This is a genomic window from Croceitalea sp. P059 (assembly GCF_031846365.1).
Taxonomy (GTDB): domain Bacteria; phylum Bacteroidota; class Bacteroidia; order Flavobacteriales; family Flavobacteriaceae; genus Croceitalea; species Croceitalea vernalis.
This window is the reverse complement of record NZ_JAVRHW010000001.1, coordinates 759,327-778,825: the sequence shown is the minus strand read 5'-3', so window position 1 is coordinate 778,825 and position 19,499 is coordinate 759,327. Positions and strand designations below refer to the sequence as shown.

Here is a 19,499-nt window from a genome sequence, read left to right as displayed (position 1 = left end):
ATCCAATCAGAATGCAAAGAAGAAAGTTTATTAAAAATGCAGCTGCTTCCACTGCAGCTTTTACCATCGTACCAAGTTTTGTTTTAGGTAAAAATCACGTACCACCAAGTGATACACTTTATGTAGGTGCCTTTGGCGTTGGGGGTCGCGGTAGCGGAGTCATTAGAGGATTTCATGATACGGGCAAGGTTAAATTCGTGGCACTTTGTGACGTAGATGAAAGAAGAGCAAAGGAAACTTTTGCAGCATTCCCAGATGCCAAAAAATACAAAGATTTTCGAAAGGTTTATGATAAGCATTTAAAAGATATCGATGCCGTAATGGTCGCAACACCCGACCATACTCATGCAACTATTGCATTACCATTTATGAAAGAGAAAAAGCATGCTTATGTTGAAAAGCCTTTGACTCATAATATTCATGAGGCACGGATGATGACAAGAATCGCAGCAGAAAATGGAATTGTGACCCAGATGGGAAATCAAGGAGCTTCAAGCGATGATAGCCGTATTGCCCGTGAATGGGTAGAAAGTGGTGTTATCGGTAAAGTGCATACCATTGATTGTTGGACCAATAGGCCGGTGTGGCCTCAAGGCGTGCCAATTCCAGTTGAGAAACAAGCTATACCAAAAGAATTGGATTGGGACCTTTGGCTAGGTCCGGCTGCTATGAGAGATTATAACGCAGCCTATTTACCATTTAAATGGAGAGGATGGTGGGATTTTGGTACCGGAGCTCTTGGTGATATGGGATGTCATATTATGGAAACTCCTTTTAGCGTTCTTAATTTGGGCTATCCAACCGAAGCAGAAGCAAGCTGCACCACTGTTTGGGTAGGAGATTTTGTTGAGGCAGATTATAGTCCTTCTTGTCCCCCTTCTTCTAAAATACATTTAAAATTTGAGCACGAACATCATGGCGATATTCAATTGAATTGGTATGATGGCGGATTAAAACCTGACTTGCCAGATGAATTAAAAGACGATGAGACCATCGGTGATGGCGGTGGTGGTACCATTATGTATGGCGATAGAGGTACGCTAATTTTTGATACTTATTCTAGAAATGCTCGTTTTTTACCTTCAGAATTAAAAGATATTTACAAATCTCCTGCCCCAAAATATGCTCGAGTTCCTAATGGTGTTGACGGGCATATTGCCAACTTTGTTGATGGTTGTATGAATGGCACGGAAACCTCATCTAACTTTGCTAAAGCTGGTCCATTGACTGAAACTGTACTTATGGGGAATTTAGCAGTAAAAGCATATCAATATATGGTTTTACAAGATGGTAAAAAAGTTGGTGATTGGGCTCCATATGATTATCCAGGTCGACGAAAGTTACTCTGGGATGGCGACAATATGAAAATCACTAATTATGAAAAAGCTAATGAATGGGTTACAAGAGCATATCGTAAAGGTTGGGAGTTAGGCTAAAAAAGCTTCAATTGTCCATCTTTATATTGCTCATGTAAATCGGTTCTTAGTTTAGGAAAAACCGAGGTAGAAAAATACTTTTTTCTAGCCAATTTTGCCATATCATGTATCTGTTCGGCAATTTTGCCTTCGCCTCGACTACGAATTCCAAACCTGCTATCATTTAGAGTGCCCCCATGGCAATCTTGTATTTGATGAAGTACCTTTTGGGCACTATTAGGCATTGCCTTTTTAATCCAATCTGTGAAAATCTGACCTATAGCTCCATTCAAACGAACGACTGTAAAACCGAAGGATAAGGCCCCATTTTCTGATACTTTTTTTGCCAATGGTAAAAGTTCATGACTATTTATACCCGGAATTATAGGTGCTAACATCGCATTTACTGGCACTCCATTCTCTGATAAAGTTTGAACAGTAGCCAATCTCTTTTTAATTGTGGTGGTTCGAGGCTCCAATAATCTTCTCGTTTGTTCTGATAGTGAAGTGATGGACACATTAACTCCTATTAATTGATGTTTTGCAAGTTCTTTAATAATATCTAAATCACGCAGTATAAGCGCATTCTTAGTGATAATACCAACTGGATGTCTATACTTTAAAAACACCTCTAAGCACCTTCTTGTGATTTCAAATTTCTTTTCAGCTGGTTGATAACAATCCGTATTTCCAGACAAAACGATAGTTCTAGCATTCCAACGCTTGCTTTTAAGCTGTTTTTCTAACAATAAATGAGCATCTTTTTTTATCAAAATTTTGCGTTCAAAATCTAACCCAGCGCTAAAGCCCCAAAATTCATGTGTATTTCGCGCATAACAATAGACACAACCATGTTCACAACCTTGATAAGGATTCATGGAATACTCCATTCCAACATCAGGACTTGTAACCTTGTTTACAATTGTTTTCGGAAAAATAGGAATGTACTCCGTTTTATTAGTATCAGATAGCTCACCCTCAATTCTGCAGAACTCTAAAAAATCAGCACGTTTTTCATAAATATGACGCTCAAATCTATTGTGCACATTTTGCTGTGCCCCTCGCCCTTTTAAAAAGTCGTTTTGGTGCAATGAATAGGATTTTTTCCAAATTTATGGATTATATCCTAATTTTAAACATGGCTTTTGTTAAATAACAAAGATGATTTAACTATTCTAAAACCATTTCACCACCATCTCCATAAAACAAAATAAGATTGCCACTATCAAAGCTAAAACCGAACTGTGCAAAGGTCGTATTGGGTACTTGAGCATTTGTGATTGAAGTGTAGAAAGCAGTTCCTAATCTCGTATCAGCCACTTCCGTCGTCTGAAAAGACAACATGGTCATTGTATCTGAAATAGTTTCGTAAGTGCCACTAAATTGGTTTACAGATGTACTCCCTGTAAAATCCCCATTAGCACTAAAGTTAATGACGATATCTTCGTTATCCGGGGCCTGCTGAACCAGAGTAGCATTGGATACCTTAATTGAAACCACACGCCAATTACCAGCCAAAGAAGCTTCACTTGACGAATCATCTGAATCACTGCAAGAAATTAGTATTCCTAAAAATAAAATTACAAATACGGGTGCTTTAAAGATTCTTTTCATTTTCATTTTGTTCTTAGTTAAATTCTACTTTGACTAATTGTTTTTTGCTACCTCTTTTAGAGTAAAAAACAAGTTCATTTGCATTAACATCAATAAGTGGTTTAGATACCATTAAGGGTAAACGAGCTTCCTTTGCGTCAATAACTTTTTCGTAATCTAAGGTACCTTTTTCATCAAGCGAAATCAAGAATACGTTTCTGTTTCCTGTAAGCCCTTGTTTAAAAATCAATCGTTCTCCTTTTATTAATTGCGGGTTTTCAGATGCTGTACTAATAAAGAAATAAGTAGCCCCGTCTTTAGTGTATGTGCTATAAGAGGCATAAGCCCCGTCACCTTGAGTAACTTCGGCCTTATTAATATTTCGAGCCCAAATCATATTGCCTTGAATATCCAATTTAGCACTAACTATGTCATTGTAATGAAAACGTTCAACTTGAATTCGTTGTCCTGCTGCCCCACTGCTTTGCATACTAGAGGTTACAAAATACTCCTCAGCGTTAAATAGAATTTCGTTCTGATCCGTCCATTCAACACTTTTAAATACCAAATTATTGATTACTTGTTCATCGTCACGACCAAACTTATCATCCATAAACTGTTGGGTAAATGGACTATATTTTTTGTTTACGATGGAAAGTGAAACTGGATTAAGCTCAAAAAAGGACAGGCCATTATAGCGATTGTCTTTACGATCCGCATAAAAGCCAACACAAAACAGCTTGTTATTATGAATAACTGGATAAAGACCTTCAGAATACTTCCCAGGATTATCAAAAGACTGCGTAGTTGCTATTCCTCCTCCAATCTTTATGAGTTCATATTGAAATTTACGTTCTTCGGCTTTAAAACGGTTCTTTTTGAAATATGCTTTCCCAAGAATGTAAACCTCATTTCCGTTACTAGATAAAGCTATATTTTCAAATGCATAGTTCTTTTCCTCTACCTCAGATGAGAAATCGTGTGCCCATCGTTTATTTAAATCATCATCAAAAAGATGAATTGTATGCTTGTTCTCTTTACCCTTTTTATGATGGGTGCTAATCACAAAACCTGTTTTTTCCGGGTTGAATAATAAGGTTGTTGAAAAGCCCTTTTTAAAATCCCTGTTATAATAATTTTTCCCAAAAGCCCCTTCAACAGCAGGAGTGACAAACTTGAGCAATTGTTCTTTTTTAAAATCAAAGTTTACCAGATTGGTGGTATGCGCTTGGTACTCATAGAATCCTCTCTCAAAGTCATAATTGAAAAAAATAAGGCGAAGTTGCCCATTTTTTATAAAGCCATCTACAAATTGAAGACCTCTTAATTTATAATTGAATTCAGAGACCAGTTCTAAATCTTTATTATAATGTTCAATAATATAGCCCTTAGGTTTGAGGATCAAACCTTGAAAATAGGCTCTAACCATCACATAACCTCCATCACCATCGTTATCAATAGTGACCAAGTTGGAATAGCGATATCTGTCGTTTAATTTTTCTCCAAAATCATAAGAAACGGGCATTTTTTGACCAAAAATTGCCAAATTTGCCCAAAAAAGGACTAAAACTAGTAGTATTTTCTTCATTTTTGTAGGTTTGGGTAACCTGACTATGAACCTGGGAAATCTGCTTTTCGTTTTTCTAAAAAGGCCGTTGTACCTTCTTTAAAATCATCTGTGTCAAAGCAAGCGCCAAAGGCTTCAATTTCCGAAGCATAGCCATCGGTATTAAAGCTATAACCAGCATTTACCGCTTTTATTGCCTGAGAAATAGCCACAGAAGAGTTATTCGATATCTTGCTTGCCAACTTCACACATAATGGTAGTAATTCTTCTTGTTCTACCACATAATTAACCAAACCATATTCCAATGCTTTTTCCCCTGAAATCATACCTGCCGTCATTATCATTTCCATAGCTCGTCCTTTACCTACTAGTTCAGGTAAACGCTGAGTTCCGCCATAACCTGGTATAACACCTAAAGAAACCTCAGGTAAACCCATTTTGGCATTAGTGCTGGCAACTCTAAAATGACAAGCCATAGCAAGTTCTAATCCGCCACCTAAGGCAAAACCGTTCACGGCGGCGATTACTGGTGTTGAAAGATTGGCGACAAAATCAAATAAAAGTGCTTGGCCTTTGGCGGCCAACTTACCACCTTCCTTAACAGAAAAATGCGCGAATTCTGATATATCTGCACCTGCTACAAATGCTTTTTCTCCTGTTCCCGTTATGATAATGACTTTTATACTATCATCATCTTTTAATTCTTTAAAAGCCTCATGCAACTCTTCAATCGTTGCTTTGTTTAGTGCATTTAGCTTTTTAGGGCGGTCAATTGTAATCGTCGCGACCTGGTTTTCTTCTTCGATATAAATATTATGATATTCCATTGACTATTGTTAATCCTGTTTAAACTTCAATTCGAGTAGTAACATTCTTATTCTTTTGGAAACTTAACTGTAAATACTGTTCCCTTACCAACTTGTGAAGTAAAATCTATACTCCCTTTATAGTTCTCTACGATGTTTTTAACCATTCCTAAGCCAAGTCCCATTCCGCTCGATTTAGTGGTAAATTTTGGTTCGAAAATTTTGTCTTTGAACTCATCAGCTATTCCAATTCCATTATCGGCAACAGAAATTTTAACGTCTTGTCCTTCAGATGCTACAGTTACTAATATTCTAGGATTTTCAACTTCAGGAACAGCCTGAATGGCATTTTTTACCAAATTAGTCACAATTCTAATCAGTTGTGTACGATCTACTTTTGCAATGAGCTCTTCTTCATCTGAAATAAAATGAATGAATGGTTCATGAAAGATATCAACCGCTAATTTCGAAACCTTGATCACATTCAGTGTTTCTTTCTGTTGTGCTGGCATATCGGCAAAGTTGGAAAACGCCGAAGCAATATTGCTCATAGTATCAATTTGCTGTACCAAAGTTTTGGAAAATTCTTTAAGTTTTATTTCAGCCTTTGGGTCATCAGCATTGAATTTTCGTTCAAAGCTTTGAACTGTCAAACGCATAGGGGTTAGGGGGTTTTTAATCTCATGTGCAACCTGCTTTGCCATCTCACGCCAAGCCTGTTCTCGTTCGCTACGAGCTAATTTAGCAGCACTTTCCTCTAATTCATCAATCATCCCATTATACGAATCAATTAATTTCCCTATTTCTTCTGAAGGATTTTCAATCTCAATCTTTTCGTTTCGTTGATTTAAAGTGGTTTGAACCATTTTATCTGCGACAGTTTGTAGTGATCTTGTAATGTATTTTGAAATGAAATAGGCCAAAACTATAGCCGAAATAAGCATAACCAAATACACGCCTCCTAAGCGATAAAAAAATTCTCGCAGCTCCATATCATTAAAGGAGTTGTCTTCAAAATAGGGAAGATTCATTATCCCTATGGGCTTAAACTTTAGGTCGGTAATGTATTTATAAGTGGCTTGGTAATTATCCCCCGCAGTACTCTTTTCTTCAATATAGCGCTTATCTGGGCTATTCAATAAATTGTTTAAAACCTCAGCATCTAAGCAGTTTGAAACAGAATCGGCCTCAAAGGCAGGTTTAGAGCTTTTAATAAGTCCTCCGTCCAAATCATAAATATTGAAATTGACATTTTGAACGTCGGCAATCTTGTAAATTTCATCTCTAAAAATATGTTCTAGGTTATCTGTGGAAGGTTCATAAGTAGTTTCGCGTAATGCATAACTAATACTTTGTAGAATTTGCTCTTCTTTACGCTCTAACCTATTTTCATGATAATCTTCAGATTGCTCTTGATATTGGAATAAGGTAACTCCTGCCATCAAAACTGAGGCTATAAGCACCAAAAGAATCATGGTGAAAAATATGCGTGATCTAAGGGATAATTTTTTGAGCAAGACTTGCCGAATTTTGTTTTAAAGTTAGCAATAATCGAACCAAAATAACTTCAAGCGCAAGAATCAAGTGCAAACTCAAAAACAGGGTCAATAAAATTGAACTTGTCATTGATACTTGACCTTGTATTTTTTAAGCTTTGGGATTTTTATCTCGGATTCGCTTATAAAACCTTATTCCAAGCATTAATAAGATGCCAAGCGTAATAATTCCAACAACTCCATAAATCCAGTTAAAGGTGTCTTTTAAAACTACTAAAAAGACTACTGCAAAAAGAATTATCGTAGTGACTTCATTCCAGATACGCATGAAGTTCGAGGTGTATTTTACATCATCACCTTGCAATTGCTTAAAAATTTGATGAGACTTTAAATGGTATAAAAGCAATAAAAAAACAAAGCCCAGTTTTAAATGCATCCAAGGTTGTTGCAACCAACCTGGCATTAATAACAATAACCAAACAGCAAATAAAATGCATAAAACAGCTGATGGCCAGGTAATGATATACCACAGTCTTTTGGTCATCAATTTTAGCTGCGTCGTCAAAATTTCCTTTTCAGGAGATGGTTTGGCGTGAGCTTCAATATGATTTATAAACAGTCTAGGAATATAGAATAAACCTGCAAACCAAGTGACCACAAAAATGAGGTGTAGGGATTTTATGTAATTGTAATATTCCATTGTTAATTAATGGCAAATTTAGAGCATTTGTAAGAACTAAATCAATTGGATTTGCTTTTTACATAACTTCAACAAGACCCCTCCGCCCTACGGGCACCTCCCCTTGCAAAAAGGGGAGGATTAAATGCAAGCTTTGATTCAATTTTACCTGAAAACGTGAACCGAGCAGTTCTCAAATTTTTGCATAATTTATCGACTCAGCTTGCCCGGACAGCATAATAAGACTAGCTGCTAAAACTTAGTTCCCTACAACCTAATAGCCCCAATACCTGTATCCCAAAGTTTTTTATTAAAATCAGGAATAGATGTTTTCATCAAGGTAGTCGCTCTTGCTTTTAAGCCTGACCATTGGGCATCCAACTCCTTTTTTCGATCCTTAGAGGGTTGATTCACCCTTGGAATAGTGCTATTAGTTGCATCAATTAAGAACAGATATTCCGCAGTGAATTTATTTGGAAAATTCTCTACATCGTCATAGGCTTGTGATTTACGTTGAATCATATCTTTATCCCATGCGTCTAGTTCATCCAATAGCTTCTTTCCTTCTGCTTTAACCGACTCATCTTTAACATCTTTCAAAGCAGTTTTAATTTGCCCTTGTACTTTATACAATGAATTAACGGTATTATGCATTTCGGTCAACCGCAGTTCCATATCGGTCATAAAGGCGTGGTACTCTGCGTACTGTTCTGTAGTCGTTCTATACGTTGGCATGGCGACAATTTTACCTTCTATAGTTTTTGCCTCATTCCCAGCTGTTAGTCGCACTGTATAAGTTCCTGGTGGCACTACGTGACCACTAAAACGCGATTCAATATAAGCTCCTGGAATACCTGGTAAAATTGGTGTTTTCATATCCCACACAAATCGGTTTAATCCTTCTTTCTTAGATAAGGTAGGTCCTCTTCTTGGTCCTCCTCCATTATGTGGAACATAATCTTTGTCTCTTTCAGAAGAAAAACTTCTAACTAGCTTGCCAGTTGCATCCATAATGTCCATACTAAGAGCAACAGAATCATTCAATTTTGGTAATTCATAGTATAGCACCATTCCGCTGGCCGGGTTCACACCTGATAAGGTACTCATACCATCGAAATTATCAATATTACCATTCATTTGACTATACCATGCACCATTCATGGCATCGTTAGGTTGGTATAATTTCATCCCCTTATTGTCAGGAGTATATTGCGACAACAAGTTTAAATCGTCCAGTATCCAAAACGCTCTACCAGATGTTGCCACTATTAAATCTCCCTCATGAATTTTAATATCCGTTATAGGTGTTTTAGGCAGGTTTAATTGAAACTGCTTCCAGCTTTTTCCACCATTCCATGAAAGATATAGACCTTTTTCAGTACCTGCGTACAAAACGTCTTTTTTACTTGGGTCTTCACGAACTACTCGAGTAAACGCACCATATGGTATGCCTGAATTGATACTGGTCCACGTTTTACCATAGTCCGTACTCTTATATATTGCTGGAGTATGATTATTAAACTTATACTTTGTAGTAGCAATATAAACGGTTGCTTGATCGTGCGGAGAAACTTCAATGGCATTCACTAAAGACTCACCTAAATTCTTAGGTGTGATATTTTGCCAGCTCTCTCCATTGTCTTTGGTAATATGAACATAACCATCATCACTCCCAGTATAAAAAACGCCCGCTTCATGTGGTGATTCTAAAACATAAGCCAAGGTACCGTAATTCTCTGCTCCAACGGCCTCATTAGTATACGGGCCACCCCCATTACCTTGCTTGGCATCTATGTCACGTGTTAAATCTGGCGACATTTCTTCCCAAGTAACACCCATATCACGAGTTCTTAATAAGAGCTGCGCTCCGTGATAAAAGGTATTTTCTTCATGCTGCGAACGTAAAGTCGGAGCATTCCAATTATAGAGGTATTTCATGTTTCGTGCTTCGCGACCCAAATATTGAATGGGTGCGGGCATCACACTCGTAGTTGCCTTTGATTCCATATCTAAGACATTGATAGTACCTAAATAACTTCCACCCATTACATATCTAGGATTGTCTGGATCAAAAGCCAGAAAAGCACTTTCTCCACCAGCTGATGGGCTAAAATCGGACATGGTTATTCCACCCCTACCAACAGACATATTAGCGACCATTGCAGAAGAATAGTCCTGTTGACCAGCATAAATATTATAAGGAAAAAGGTTATCGGTATTAATACGGTAGAACTGCCCAGTAGGCATATTCACCTGCGAGGACCAGGTCTTTCCAAAGTCGAAAGTTACTGCTGCACCACCATCATTGGCGATGACCATATTCAAAGAATTTTTAGGGTTGATCCATAAATCATGATAATCACCATGTGTTCCTGAAATACGTTCCCAGTTTTTTCCACCATCTAACGAACGAAGTGCTGGTGCGCTCAATACATAAACAATGTCTTCATCTTGAGGGTCTGTAAACACCTCTATATAATACCACGCCCGCTGGGTCAACCGATTATCACCACTGACCATGCTCCATGATTTGCCGGCATTATTGGAAACAAAAAGTCCTCCTTTATCTTGATTTGAATCACTTTCAATTAAGGCATATACTTTATTTGAATTTGCTGGACTCACGGAAATTGCCATTTTACCTTTTTCTTCAGGAAGGCCTTCGGTCATTTCAGTCCAAGTTTCACCAGCATCGGTTGATTTGTATAAACCACTACCGGCACCACCACTAACAACCATATTTGGCTTTCGTTGGTGTTCCCACATGGCTGCATACATAATTTCAGGATAGTTCGCATCCATGGAAAGTTCAACAGCTCCAGTTAATTCATTTACAAAAAGGGTATTCTTCCAAGTCTTTCCTCCGTCGGTAGATTTATAAACTCCACGCTCTTTATTAGGACCATATAATTGTCCTTGAGCAGCAACATATACAATATCAGGATTGGTAGGGTGAATGATAACACGAGAAATATGCTGTGTTGCTGTCAATCCCATATGCTTCCATGTCTTACCTGCATCTGTAGATTTATATACTCCATCTCCATAGGATGTCATCACCCCTCGAGGAGCATGTTCTCCCATACCTACATAAACGATATTAGTGTTATACGTAGACACCGCAACAGCGCCTACAGAACCCATTTCAAAATAACCATCTGAAATATTCTTCCAGCGTTGTCCAGCGTCTTGCGTTTTCCATAATCCACCGCCCGTTGTACCCATATAATAAGTCATTGCATCACCGACAACTCCAGAGGCCGAAACAGAACGCCCACCTCTAAAAGGACCTATATTTCTAAACTTTAAGGGTTTAAAATAATCTTCAGCAGTTTGTGCGAAAACTGTGGTAAATGATAAGATTAAAAGGAATTGTAAAGTTTTTTTCATTTTGGTTGATTTTGTTAATTATGGTCTAATGAAGCATCATCTACAATGCCCATTTTCGCTAATAAAAAGCTAGCATTCATATTTTGGCAGACACCCTCTTTAAAAGCATAATCAAAATATAATTCGTCATTTTTAATTTGAGCATCAAAGTAGTAATTTTTTACCTCTTTTAAGCTATCAGCAACAGCACATAAACTTAAATCATGAGTAGCGATTATACCCGATGCTTTTAGTCGTACTAATCTTTCAATAAACTTCTTTGAACCTTCTGCTTTATCTGTGCTATTGGTTCCTTTTAAAATCTCATCTAAAATTATGAAATGAGGTTCTTCTTCAATTTTGTCAATAATAAATTTTAGGCGCTTTAACTCACTAAAAAAATAGCTTTCATCATCAGTCAAACTATCGGTAGTACGCATGCTTGTTATTAATTTAATAGGGGTATACTTTGCTTCGGTCGCCGCAACCGGTAATCCTACATTAGCCATCACTATTTGAAGACCTACGGTACGCAAAAAAGTGCTTTTCCCTGCCATATTAGCCCCAGTAACCACGAAAAATTGATCATTTGCAATGCAGTAATCATTTGCAATGGCCATTTCAGTATCTAACAATGGATGCACCGCACCCTTACAATCAATAGTGTTTTGATCTTGATTTATGAAAGGATAAACATACCTAGGATGGTTAAAAGCAAAATTACCTAAACTACAATAGGCATCAAAAAATGCAATAGCGTCAAACCAGTTGGACACCTTTTTTCCATGATTTAAAATCCAATCTTCAATAGATTTACAGATATATAAATCACGCAAGAAAAACCCATTGGCTACAAGACTAATGAGTATATTATTTCGTTGATCAAGGGCATCTAATAGCTTTGCGAATTTCTTTAGCAAAGTGGAACTTGAACCCTCTGCCCCAATGACTTTAGCTCTTTCTTGACCTAAGGCCTTTGCGTCAAAATCTTGAGTCTCCAATAAAGCTATAAGTTTAGCATATTGTCGAAAAGTACTTTGGATTTGTGCAGTATGTATGGCGAGTTTATTGATACTTTTTAGGTACTTACCTGTTATCGCTAAGCCTAACAAAAAAACTGCAAATACGAGGTAGCCAGAGATAAAATTTAAGAAATAGAGCGCCCAAACTAAAATAGACAGCGCTGAAAATAGTATGCTTATTAATTGGGCTTTTTTTGGTACAAAGAAGCTATACTGATGAAGCCAATTTACAACGCTTGTTACACTAACCTCAGTTTTGACCAATGTAGCTACGGCTCCAAACTGTTGTCGCCATTCTGGTAAAGCAGCCAATTCTTTAATTCCTTCCTGTTTTTCGTCGACATTTTGAATATGGTTAGAAAGTAGTCCATGAACAAAACGATCTGTTCCACTTTTTAAAGCCGTTCTATTACTGTATTGGAAAAAAGAACCACGACCAAACAAATCAATATCTTGGCTAAAATCATGAGCTCCTTGCGCATATTCTTTTCCATCTGGTAAATCATGAAAATCACGGTTTAAGACTTTAAGTTCCGTCTCGTTAGTTTTAATTAAAGCCTTTAAAAAATCACGCTCATATTTTAGCGTGTTATAACGAATCAGAAGCGCAATAAAGAATACGGTAGCTATAACAAGAACTCCTAAAATAATTTGGGTGTTGCCCCACACAAAATAAACAGCAGCTAATACTGCTAAAAACAGCACCAAACGAATTAGGCTTAAAGTATTAAGCGTTGTTTTTACCGTTTGAAGTTGCTTTTGAAATTTAGTTAGTTGCGATTGGTAAAAAGATGTTGGGTCTTGCATGGAATCTGACTGCATTAGGGTCGAACAAACTTAAAAAAGAAAATGGGTTTTAACAGTAATCTGTGTGAAAACCCATATGAAATATATTTAAACTTTGAGCAGCTATTTATCGGCACCTCCCCTTTTCAGGGGAGGACCAAAGAACCAATCTTAATATCATTAACTAATGTCAAACTGGTTCCTCTTGTAGTCCCCTCCTTAAAAAAGGAGGGGTGGCAAAAGCCGTGATAGTTTAATCTTCCACACTCAAATATTGCAAATTCAGCGCGTTGAATTCTGTATTAAATTCTTTCATTTCTTTATCCGCCATAGCATCAAAAGCCGCTAATTGCGCATTTATTTTAGTAGTCATTTCGTTCTTTACAGCAACATCTTGGTCAGTAGGAGGAAAATCACCAATACTTACAAGTCTGTTCAGGTGCGCTAGCTTATTGGTCAGGCGAATTGGGAAGTTCAACGGATCTTGTCCACTTCTATTCTTAGTTTGGTACAATGCCTTTTCAATTTCACTAAAACCTTCTTTCATTGTTTTGGCTTTTTCTACCAAAGATTTCGTCGCTTCATTGCCTTTATACTGTTTCATAAAAGCATCTAACTTTTTATTGATACCTCTAATCTTTTTAATAGACTCATGTGCCTTATTTACGGTCTCATTCACACTGGTAATAAAGTCAAATTGCTTTTGCATATCGGCGACCGAAACCTCAGCTCTAGGATCAGGTAAAATTTTAAAAGTTTGACTCTGGGTAGCTCCATTTTTATTCAAGTGTACTTTGTAACTACCAGGTACTGCTTTCGCTCCGTTAAAACCCGCTGCCCAAAATATCATTCCTGGTAACTTATCAGCACCTGTTCCTCTAGTATTCCAAATATGGGTATTGCCTCCTTTTTCTATTTTTAATTTATCCTTCTTTTCTTTGGAAAAAGTGCTAAAGTTGGCCAAGGTATCACCTGCCATAGAAGTATACGTCAAGCTTACACTATCTTTCTTAGTTACATCTTTCATATAAAAATGAGTTACCACACCATTCGGATGGTTTTGTCCGGCTGTTAAACTTGGCTTGCTTGCAGCTCTACCTCTAGTTCTATAACTATCTTTTGGTGCAAACAATTTCATAGCTACTCCAGCATCCTCTGTTTTGGTTTGGTGTAGTACCGAAAGGTCATCAATAATCCAAAGGCTACGCCCTTGTGTAGCAACAATTAAATTATCGTCTTTAATGGCTAAATCTGTAATCGGAACAATCGGCAGATTCAATTGAAACTTTTCCCAATTAGCTCCATCATTAAAAGAAATATACATTCCTGTTTCGGTACCCGCATACAACAAGCCCTTTTGTTTTGGGTCTTCACGAACCACACGCGTAAAATGCTCACTTTCTATACCGTTCGTTATTTTTACCCACGTTTTACCGTAATCAGTGGTTTTATACAGGTAAGGAGCAAAATCACCTAGCTTATATTTTGTAGCTGCCACGTAGCAAGTTCCTTCATCAAAAGCAGAGGGTTCAATACTATTGATCATATTCCATTCCGGCATATTGGTTGGGGTTACATTCTCCCAATTAGCACCACCATCTTTGGTTACATGTATTAATCCGTCATCACTACCAACCCAAAGTAAACCTTCTTTTAATGGGCTTTCATTCGCTGCAAAAATGGTACAGTAATATTCAACACCGGTATTATCTTGTGTAATTGGACCACCACTGCTCACCAATTTATCTGGGTCATTTCTTGTTAAATCACCACTCTTTAATTCCCAGCTTTGCCCCTCATTGGTAGACATATGTACGTTCTGTGAAAAGGTGTATAATTTTTTAGGGTCGTGGTTACTGAATAGTATAGGAAAGTTCCACTGAAAACGATACTTCATACCTTCAGCACCATATCCCATTGGGTTGTCTGGCCACACATTAATACCTCTAACCGTACCCGCTTCATGATTCACTCTTGTTAAGAATCCACCATAACTACCACCATAAACAATATCGTTATTATTAGGATCTACTGCTAAATGAGCAGACTCACCCCCAGCAGTTGGCTCCCAATCATCTTCGGTAATATAACTTCCATCAGAACGGTGATTTACGCGTAGCGTAGAATTATCTTGCTGGGCCACATAAATACGATACGGGAAAGCATTATCTGTAGTCACCCGATAATACTGAGCTGTTGGTTGATTGTAATACGTACTCCAGGTTTCACCACCATCGTATGAAACCTGTGCGCCACCATCATCACCTATAATCATACGTTGGCTATTCTCTGGAGCTATCCATAAATCATGATGATCCCCATGTGGGGCATTAAACGTATTAAAAGTTTTACCCCCATCCGTAGATTTATGATAACGAACATTCAAAACATATACGACGTCTTCATCTTCCGTATCTGCATACACACGGGTATAGTACCAGGCACGTTGACGTAATTTACGCTCACTATTTACTTGTGCCCAAGTTTTTCCGCCATCTTCAGAACGGTACAAACCACCCTTTTCTTTATTTTCTACAATAGCCCAAACGCGTTCACTATTTTTAGGAGAAACGGTCACTCCAATAATCCCTAGAGTATCTTTTGGAAAACCTTCATTTTTTGAAATCTCTGTCCAAGTCTCACCACTATCAGTACTCTTCCAAAGTCCAGAACCATCGCCACCACTACTTAAAGAATAAGGTGTACGCTGCGCTCTCCATGAAGATGCATATAAAATACGTGGGTTGTTTGGGTCAAAAGTTAAATCGACAAAACCAGATTGGTCGTTTACAAACAGTTTTTTATCCCATGTTTTACCGCCGTCCGTACTTTTATAAATACCACGATCTTGGGTTGGCTTATAAATATTTCCTAATACTGCGGCATACACTGTATTATGGTCGGTTGGATGTATTCTAATTCTTGGAACATGACGGCTGTTTTTTAGTCCTGCAGATGCCCAAGTTTTACCACCATCTTCGGTTTTCCATATTCCGTAACCACTAGAAACGTTTCCGCGAAGGGTTTTTTCACCACCCCCCACATAAATTACGTTAGGGTCACTTTGGGCTACTTCAACAGCACCAATACTACCGCCAAAATACCCGTCTGAAATATTAGCCCAAGTACGCCCCCCATCTAGTGTTTTCCATACGCCACCACCGGCAGCACCAAAGTAAAATAAATTAGGTTCACCAGGCACTCCAGTAACCGCCGCCGAACGGCCACCACGGTGCGGGCCTATAGATCTATATTCTAAACTAGAATACAGTTCTGCCGGTACTTTAGGAGTTGTACTAGATTTTCTACGTTGTGAATTTGTTGAAATGGTTGTAAAACAAAGAGCTAGCAAGAGCAGGCTAGCTTTGGAGAATAGCTGTTTCATTTTAATTTGATTGGAATTAGTCAGTTTTAAAAGTAGTGAAAAAGCCAGAACTTCTAAAAGTTAGCCATTTAAAAAATTCATTAATGCGTGGGCTGAGGCTCTCGAAGCCCAGAGCGAAAACCAAGGTGAACATAAATAGTATTATATTGAAGGGTCCATTGACTCCAATTTATAGTTATGAAAGGATACACTTATATTTTAGAATGTTCTGATGGAACCTATTACACTGGAAGCACTAAATATTTAGAATTACGTATACGGCAACACCAAGAAGGCAAAGGAGCAAATCACACTAAAAAAAGACTCCCTGTGCATTTAGTTTATGTTGAAATTTTTCAGCGTATTGATGAAGCTTTCTATAGAGAAAAACAAATTTAAGGGTGGAGTCGTAAAAAGAAAGAAGCACTTATTGAAGGTAATCACAATAAATTACCAGAGCTATCAATCGCCTATCGCGATAAAAAATGACAATGTTGTCTTCGAGTGCCTCAGACAACGAGGTAAATTGAGTGCCCCAGACAACAACTTAAATTGAGTGCCTCAGACAACGACTTAAATTGAGGCCTGTGATACTCAAAGCCCACATCTAAACCTTTTTGCTTAGCTTTAAACCAATACCTTTTATTCGTTTATTGCTATGAGAGTTTGTTTCCTATTCATTTTCGTTTTTTCGATTGTAATTCAAGGTCATGCCCAAGACCAAAAACGAGCACGCGATTACGGCATCGAAATTGGAGTGTTGCAACCAGGAGCCCTCAATGCCATCACAGATGTATCCGGAGTACAAGTGGGGCATACTACCCTTATTGAAGGGGAACATATCAGAACTGGAGTCACCGCGATTTTAGCTCATGATGGGAATATTTTTCAAGAAAAAGTTCCCGCCGCAATTTATATTGGGAACGGATTTGGAAAACTAGCAGGTTATTCACAAGTAAAAGAATTAGGGAATATAGAAACTCCTATTGTTCTAACCAATACCTTAAACGTAGCTACCGCTATTGATGCCTTGGTTGGCTATAGTTTAGCCTTGCCGGGCAATGAAAATGTACGCTCCGTAAATGCAGTGGTGGGCGAAACTAATGATGGGTATTTGAATGATATTCGAGGGCGCCATGTAGATGAAAAAGCAGTCTTAGATGCCATTTTAAATGCAAATAACGGCGAAGTAAAAGAAGGTAATGTAGGTGCAGGTACGGGCACTATTTGTTTTGGATATAAAGGAGGAATTGGAACTGCCTCAAGAGTACTACCCAAAAAAGCAGGTGGCTATACTTTGGGAGTTTTAGTGCAGAGTAATTTTGGGGGCGTGTTGGAGATAAACGGAGTACAAGTTGGGAAGCAATTAGGGCGCTATTCGGATAGTTTTAAATACGAAGCTGATGGTTCTTGTATGATGGTCGTCATGACGGATGCCCCATTAGATAGCCGCAATTTAGAACGCTTAGCTAAACGGGCAATGTTGGGCTTGGCAAAAACTGGGGGTATTGCTAGTAATGGTAGCGGAGATTATGTGATTGCGGTTTCTACGGCAGAAAGCTGTCGCATTCCATATCGTGCTGAGGGGAACACAAAGACCCATACTACTTTACGAAACGAAGCCATGACACCCCTCTTTTTAGCGACTATTGAAGCTACCGAAGAAGCCATATTAAACTCTCTTTTTGCCGCGAAAACAATGACCGGTCGCAATGGGCATACGATTGAAGCTTTACCTAAAAAACAGGTGCTTCAAATGCTTAAAAAAGAAATTGAAAATCCTGAATAGTTCGATGAATATTAAACATAGCTTACTTCCTACTCTTTTATTTCTCTTGACTTTAATGCTGGGTTGTGCTCCAAAAGAAAAAGAGATTACGCAACAAAATCCGAAACCAAATATCATTTACATTCTTGCTGATGACCTGGGCTATGGAGAACTTGGGGCTTATGGTCAACAAAAGATTGAAACACCACATATAGATGCCCTTGCCAAAAACGGCATGCTTTTCACGCAACATTATAGCAGTGCTCCCGTTTGCGCACCAGCACGTTATATGCTATTAACAGGCAAACACTCCGGCCATGCCTACATACGAGGTAATGATGAATGGAACGAACGTGGTGATGTTTGGGACTACCGCGCCATGGCACATGATTCTACGCTAGAAGGCCAACGGCCCATACCCTCCAACACCGTGTTATTACCTCAACGACTTCAAGAAAAAGGCTATCGCACAGGAATGATTGGCAAATGGGGATTAGGCGCACCACATACCGATGCTATTCCTACTAAAATGGGATTCGATTTCTTCTATGGCTATAACTGTCAGCGCCAAGCCCACACCTATTATCCGCTGCATTTATATCACAATGAAAATCGAGTGCATTTACAAAATGATACCATCGCACCACGCACAAAGCTTACAAAAGGAGCAGACCCTAATAACCCAGATAGTTATGCCAATTTTACGCTAAAGGAATACCCGCCAGATATCATGTTTGACCAAATGCTAGGGTTTATTTCTAAAGAAAAGAAAGCACCATTTTTCTTTTATTGGGCAACACCCATACCCCACAACCCTATTCAAGCACCTGAACGCTGGGTTGACTATTACAAGGAAAAGTTTGGAGCAGAAGAACCCTACTTGGGTGACAAAGGCTATTTTCCACATCAAAATCCAAGAGCGGGTTATGCCGCTATGATATCCTATTTAGATGAGAATATAGGCAAACTAGTAGCGCATTTAAAACAAGAAGGACTATATGAGAATACCTTAATTTTATTCAGCTCTGATAACGGGGTAACCTATTCTGGTGGTACCGATGGCGCATACTTTAATAGTTCCGGACCCTTTGGTGAGGCCTATGGAAAAGGCAAGGGTTTTGTGTATGAAGGTGGTATCCGTGTACCGATGCTCGCTAGTTGGCCAAACCATATTGCAGCTGGTTCACATACGAATCATATTTCTGTCCAGTACGACGTCTTTGCTACGCTAGACGATTTATTGAAATTTGAAGAAGAAACACCAACCGATGGCATTAGTTTTTTACCCACCCTTTTGAATACTTCAGAACAAAAAGTACATGATTTTCTGTATTGGGAGTTTCCAGAATATGGCGGACAAGTAGCCTTAAGAATTGGGGATTGGAAAGTGATTCGGCAACATTTAAAAGATGATAAAGCGCCCACTTTAGAACTCTACAACCTTAGTACGGACCCTGCTGAAACCAAAAATGTTGCGGATAAACACCCTGAAGTGATTGCTCAAGCTGCAGAAATATTTAAAAAGGAGCATGAAAATGCAACTACAGAACGGTTTAGAATTCCTGCTATTGAAAATGGTTTGTTATCGAATTAATACTCATTTATTTACCGAAGATTTTCCAGAAATAATGGTG

General features: G+C 38.3%; 13 protein-coding genes. 4 read left to right on the top strand and 9 right to left on the bottom strand.

Going from position 1 to position 19,499, the window contains the following annotated elements:
* Positions 1–11 precede the first annotated feature (11 nt).
* Positions 12–1,436 (top strand): Gfo/Idh/MocA family oxidoreductase, encoded by a 1,425-nt coding sequence (locus RM542_RS03450; protein ID WP_311384314.1) that lies wholly within the window; start codon positions 12–14, stop codon positions 1,434–1,436.
* Here the strand turns inward: RM542_RS03450 and RM542_RS03445 are convergent.
* From RM542_RS03445 to RM542_RS03405, 9 genes are all read right to left on the bottom strand, one after another.
* The gene (locus RM542_RS03445) at positions 1,433–2,506 is read right to left on the bottom strand and encodes a PA0069 family radical SAM protein (protein WP_311384313.1); all 1,074 of its coding nucleotides are present in this window, start codon (positions 2,504–2,506) and stop codon (positions 1,433–1,435) included. The genes RM542_RS03450 and RM542_RS03445 overlap by 4 nt on opposite strands.
* Before the next feature lie 79 nt (positions 2,507–2,585).
* Positions 2,586–3,029, bottom strand: a complete 444-nt coding sequence (locus RM542_RS03440) for an META domain-containing protein (RefSeq protein WP_311384312.1) — start codon at positions 3,027–3,029, stop codon at positions 2,586–2,588.
* A gap of 13 nt (positions 3,030–3,042) precedes the next feature.
* Positions 3,043–4,596, bottom strand: a complete 1,554-nt coding sequence (locus tag RM542_RS03435; protein ID WP_311384311.1) for a hypothetical protein — start codon at positions 4,594–4,596, stop codon at positions 3,043–3,045.
* A 23-nt stretch (positions 4,597–4,619) separates the two neighbouring features.
* A complete protein-coding gene (locus RM542_RS03430) occupies positions 4,620–5,402 on the bottom strand; it encodes an enoyl-CoA hydratase-related protein (protein WP_311384310.1) in 783 nt (260 codons plus the stop codon).
* 47 nt (positions 5,403–5,449) lie between these two features.
* Entirely contained in the window at positions 5,450–6,856 is a 1,407-nt protein-coding gene (locus RM542_RS03425) for an ATP-binding protein (RefSeq protein ID WP_311384309.1), read from the bottom strand.
* Positions 6,857–7,028: 172 nt separating this feature from the next.
* Positions 7,029–7,577, bottom strand: a complete 549-nt coding sequence (locus RM542_RS03420; protein ID WP_311384308.1) for a CopD family protein — start codon at positions 7,575–7,577, stop codon at positions 7,029–7,031.
* Between the two features lie 246 nt (positions 7,578–7,823).
* Positions 7,824–10,946: a VPS10 domain-containing protein gene (locus RM542_RS03415; RefSeq protein ID WP_311384307.1), complete on the bottom strand. Its 3,123-nt coding sequence runs from the start codon at positions 10,944–10,946 to the stop codon at positions 7,824–7,826.
* Between the two features lie 14 nt (positions 10,947–10,960).
* A complete protein-coding gene (locus tag RM542_RS03410; RefSeq protein WP_311384306.1) occupies positions 10,961–12,769 on the bottom strand; it encodes a MutS-related protein in 1,809 nt (602 codons plus the stop codon).
* Between the two features lie 217 nt (positions 12,770–12,986).
* Positions 12,987–16,118 carry a VPS10 domain-containing protein gene (locus RM542_RS03405; protein WP_311384305.1) on the bottom strand — a complete coding sequence of 1,044 codons (3,132 nt, stop codon included), beginning with the start codon at positions 16,116–16,118 and terminating at the stop codon, positions 12,987–12,989.
* A 177-nt stretch (positions 16,119–16,295) separates the two neighbouring features.
* Between RM542_RS03405 and RM542_RS03400 the strand changes: the two genes are divergently transcribed.
* From RM542_RS03400 to RM542_RS03390, 3 genes are all read left to right on the top strand, one after another.
* Positions 16,296–16,496, top strand: a complete 201-nt coding sequence (locus RM542_RS03400; RefSeq protein WP_311384304.1) for a GIY-YIG nuclease family protein — start codon at positions 16,296–16,298, stop codon at positions 16,494–16,496.
* Positions 16,497–16,755: 259 nt separating this feature from the next.
* Positions 16,756–17,886, top strand: a complete 1,131-nt coding sequence (locus RM542_RS03395) for a P1 family peptidase (RefSeq protein WP_311384303.1) — start codon at positions 16,756–16,758, stop codon at positions 17,884–17,886.
* 4 nt (positions 17,887–17,890) lie between these two features.
* Positions 17,891–19,459 carry an arylsulfatase gene (locus tag RM542_RS03390; RefSeq protein WP_311384302.1) on the top strand — a complete coding sequence of 523 codons (1,569 nt, stop codon included), beginning with the start codon at positions 17,891–17,893 and terminating at the stop codon, positions 19,457–19,459.
* Positions 19,460–19,499: the final 40 nt, after the last annotated feature.

Bases quoted from the DNA above. Each gene is read 5' to 3' on its own strand.
- RM542_RS03435 (WP_311384311.1), bottom strand. From the start codon at position 4,596: ATGAAGAAAATACTACTAGTTTTAGTCCTTTTTTGGGCAAATTTGGCA.
- RM542_RS03430 (WP_311384310.1), bottom strand. From the start codon at position 5,402: ATGGAATATCATAATATTTATATCGAAGAAGAAAACCAGGTCGCGACG.
- RM542_RS03425 (WP_311384309.1), bottom strand. From the start codon at position 6,856: ATGATTCTTTTGGTGCTTATAGCCTCAGTTTTGATGGCAGGAGTTACC.
- RM542_RS03390 (WP_311384302.1), top strand. From the start codon at position 17,891: ATGAATATTAAACATAGCTTACTTCCTACTCTTTTATTTCTCTTGACT.
- RM542_RS03405 (WP_311384305.1), bottom strand. From the start codon at position 16,118: ATGAAACAGCTATTCTCCAAAGCTAGCCTGCTCTTGCTAGCTCTTTGT.
- RM542_RS03410 (WP_311384306.1), bottom strand. From the start codon at position 12,769: ATGCAGTCAGATTCCATGCAAGACCCAACATCTTTTTACCAATCGCAA.
- RM542_RS03400 (WP_311384304.1), top strand. From the start codon at position 16,296: ATGAAAGGATACACTTATATTTTAGAATGTTCTGATGGAACCTATTAC.
- RM542_RS03415 (WP_311384307.1), bottom strand. From the start codon at position 10,946: ATGAAAAAAACTTTACAATTCCTTTTAATCTTATCATTTACCACAGTT.
- RM542_RS03450 (WP_311384314.1), top strand. From the start codon at position 12: ATGCAAAGAAGAAAGTTTATTAAAAATGCAGCTGCTTCCACTGCAGCT.
- RM542_RS03395 (WP_311384303.1), top strand. From the start codon at position 16,756: ATGAGAGTTTGTTTCCTATTCATTTTCGTTTTTTCGATTGTAATTCAA.
- RM542_RS03420 (WP_311384308.1), bottom strand. From the start codon at position 7,577: ATGGAATATTACAATTACATAAAATCCCTACACCTCATTTTTGTGGTC.
- RM542_RS03440 (WP_311384312.1), bottom strand. From the start codon at position 3,029: ATGAAAAGAATCTTTAAAGCACCCGTATTTGTAATTTTATTTTTAGGA.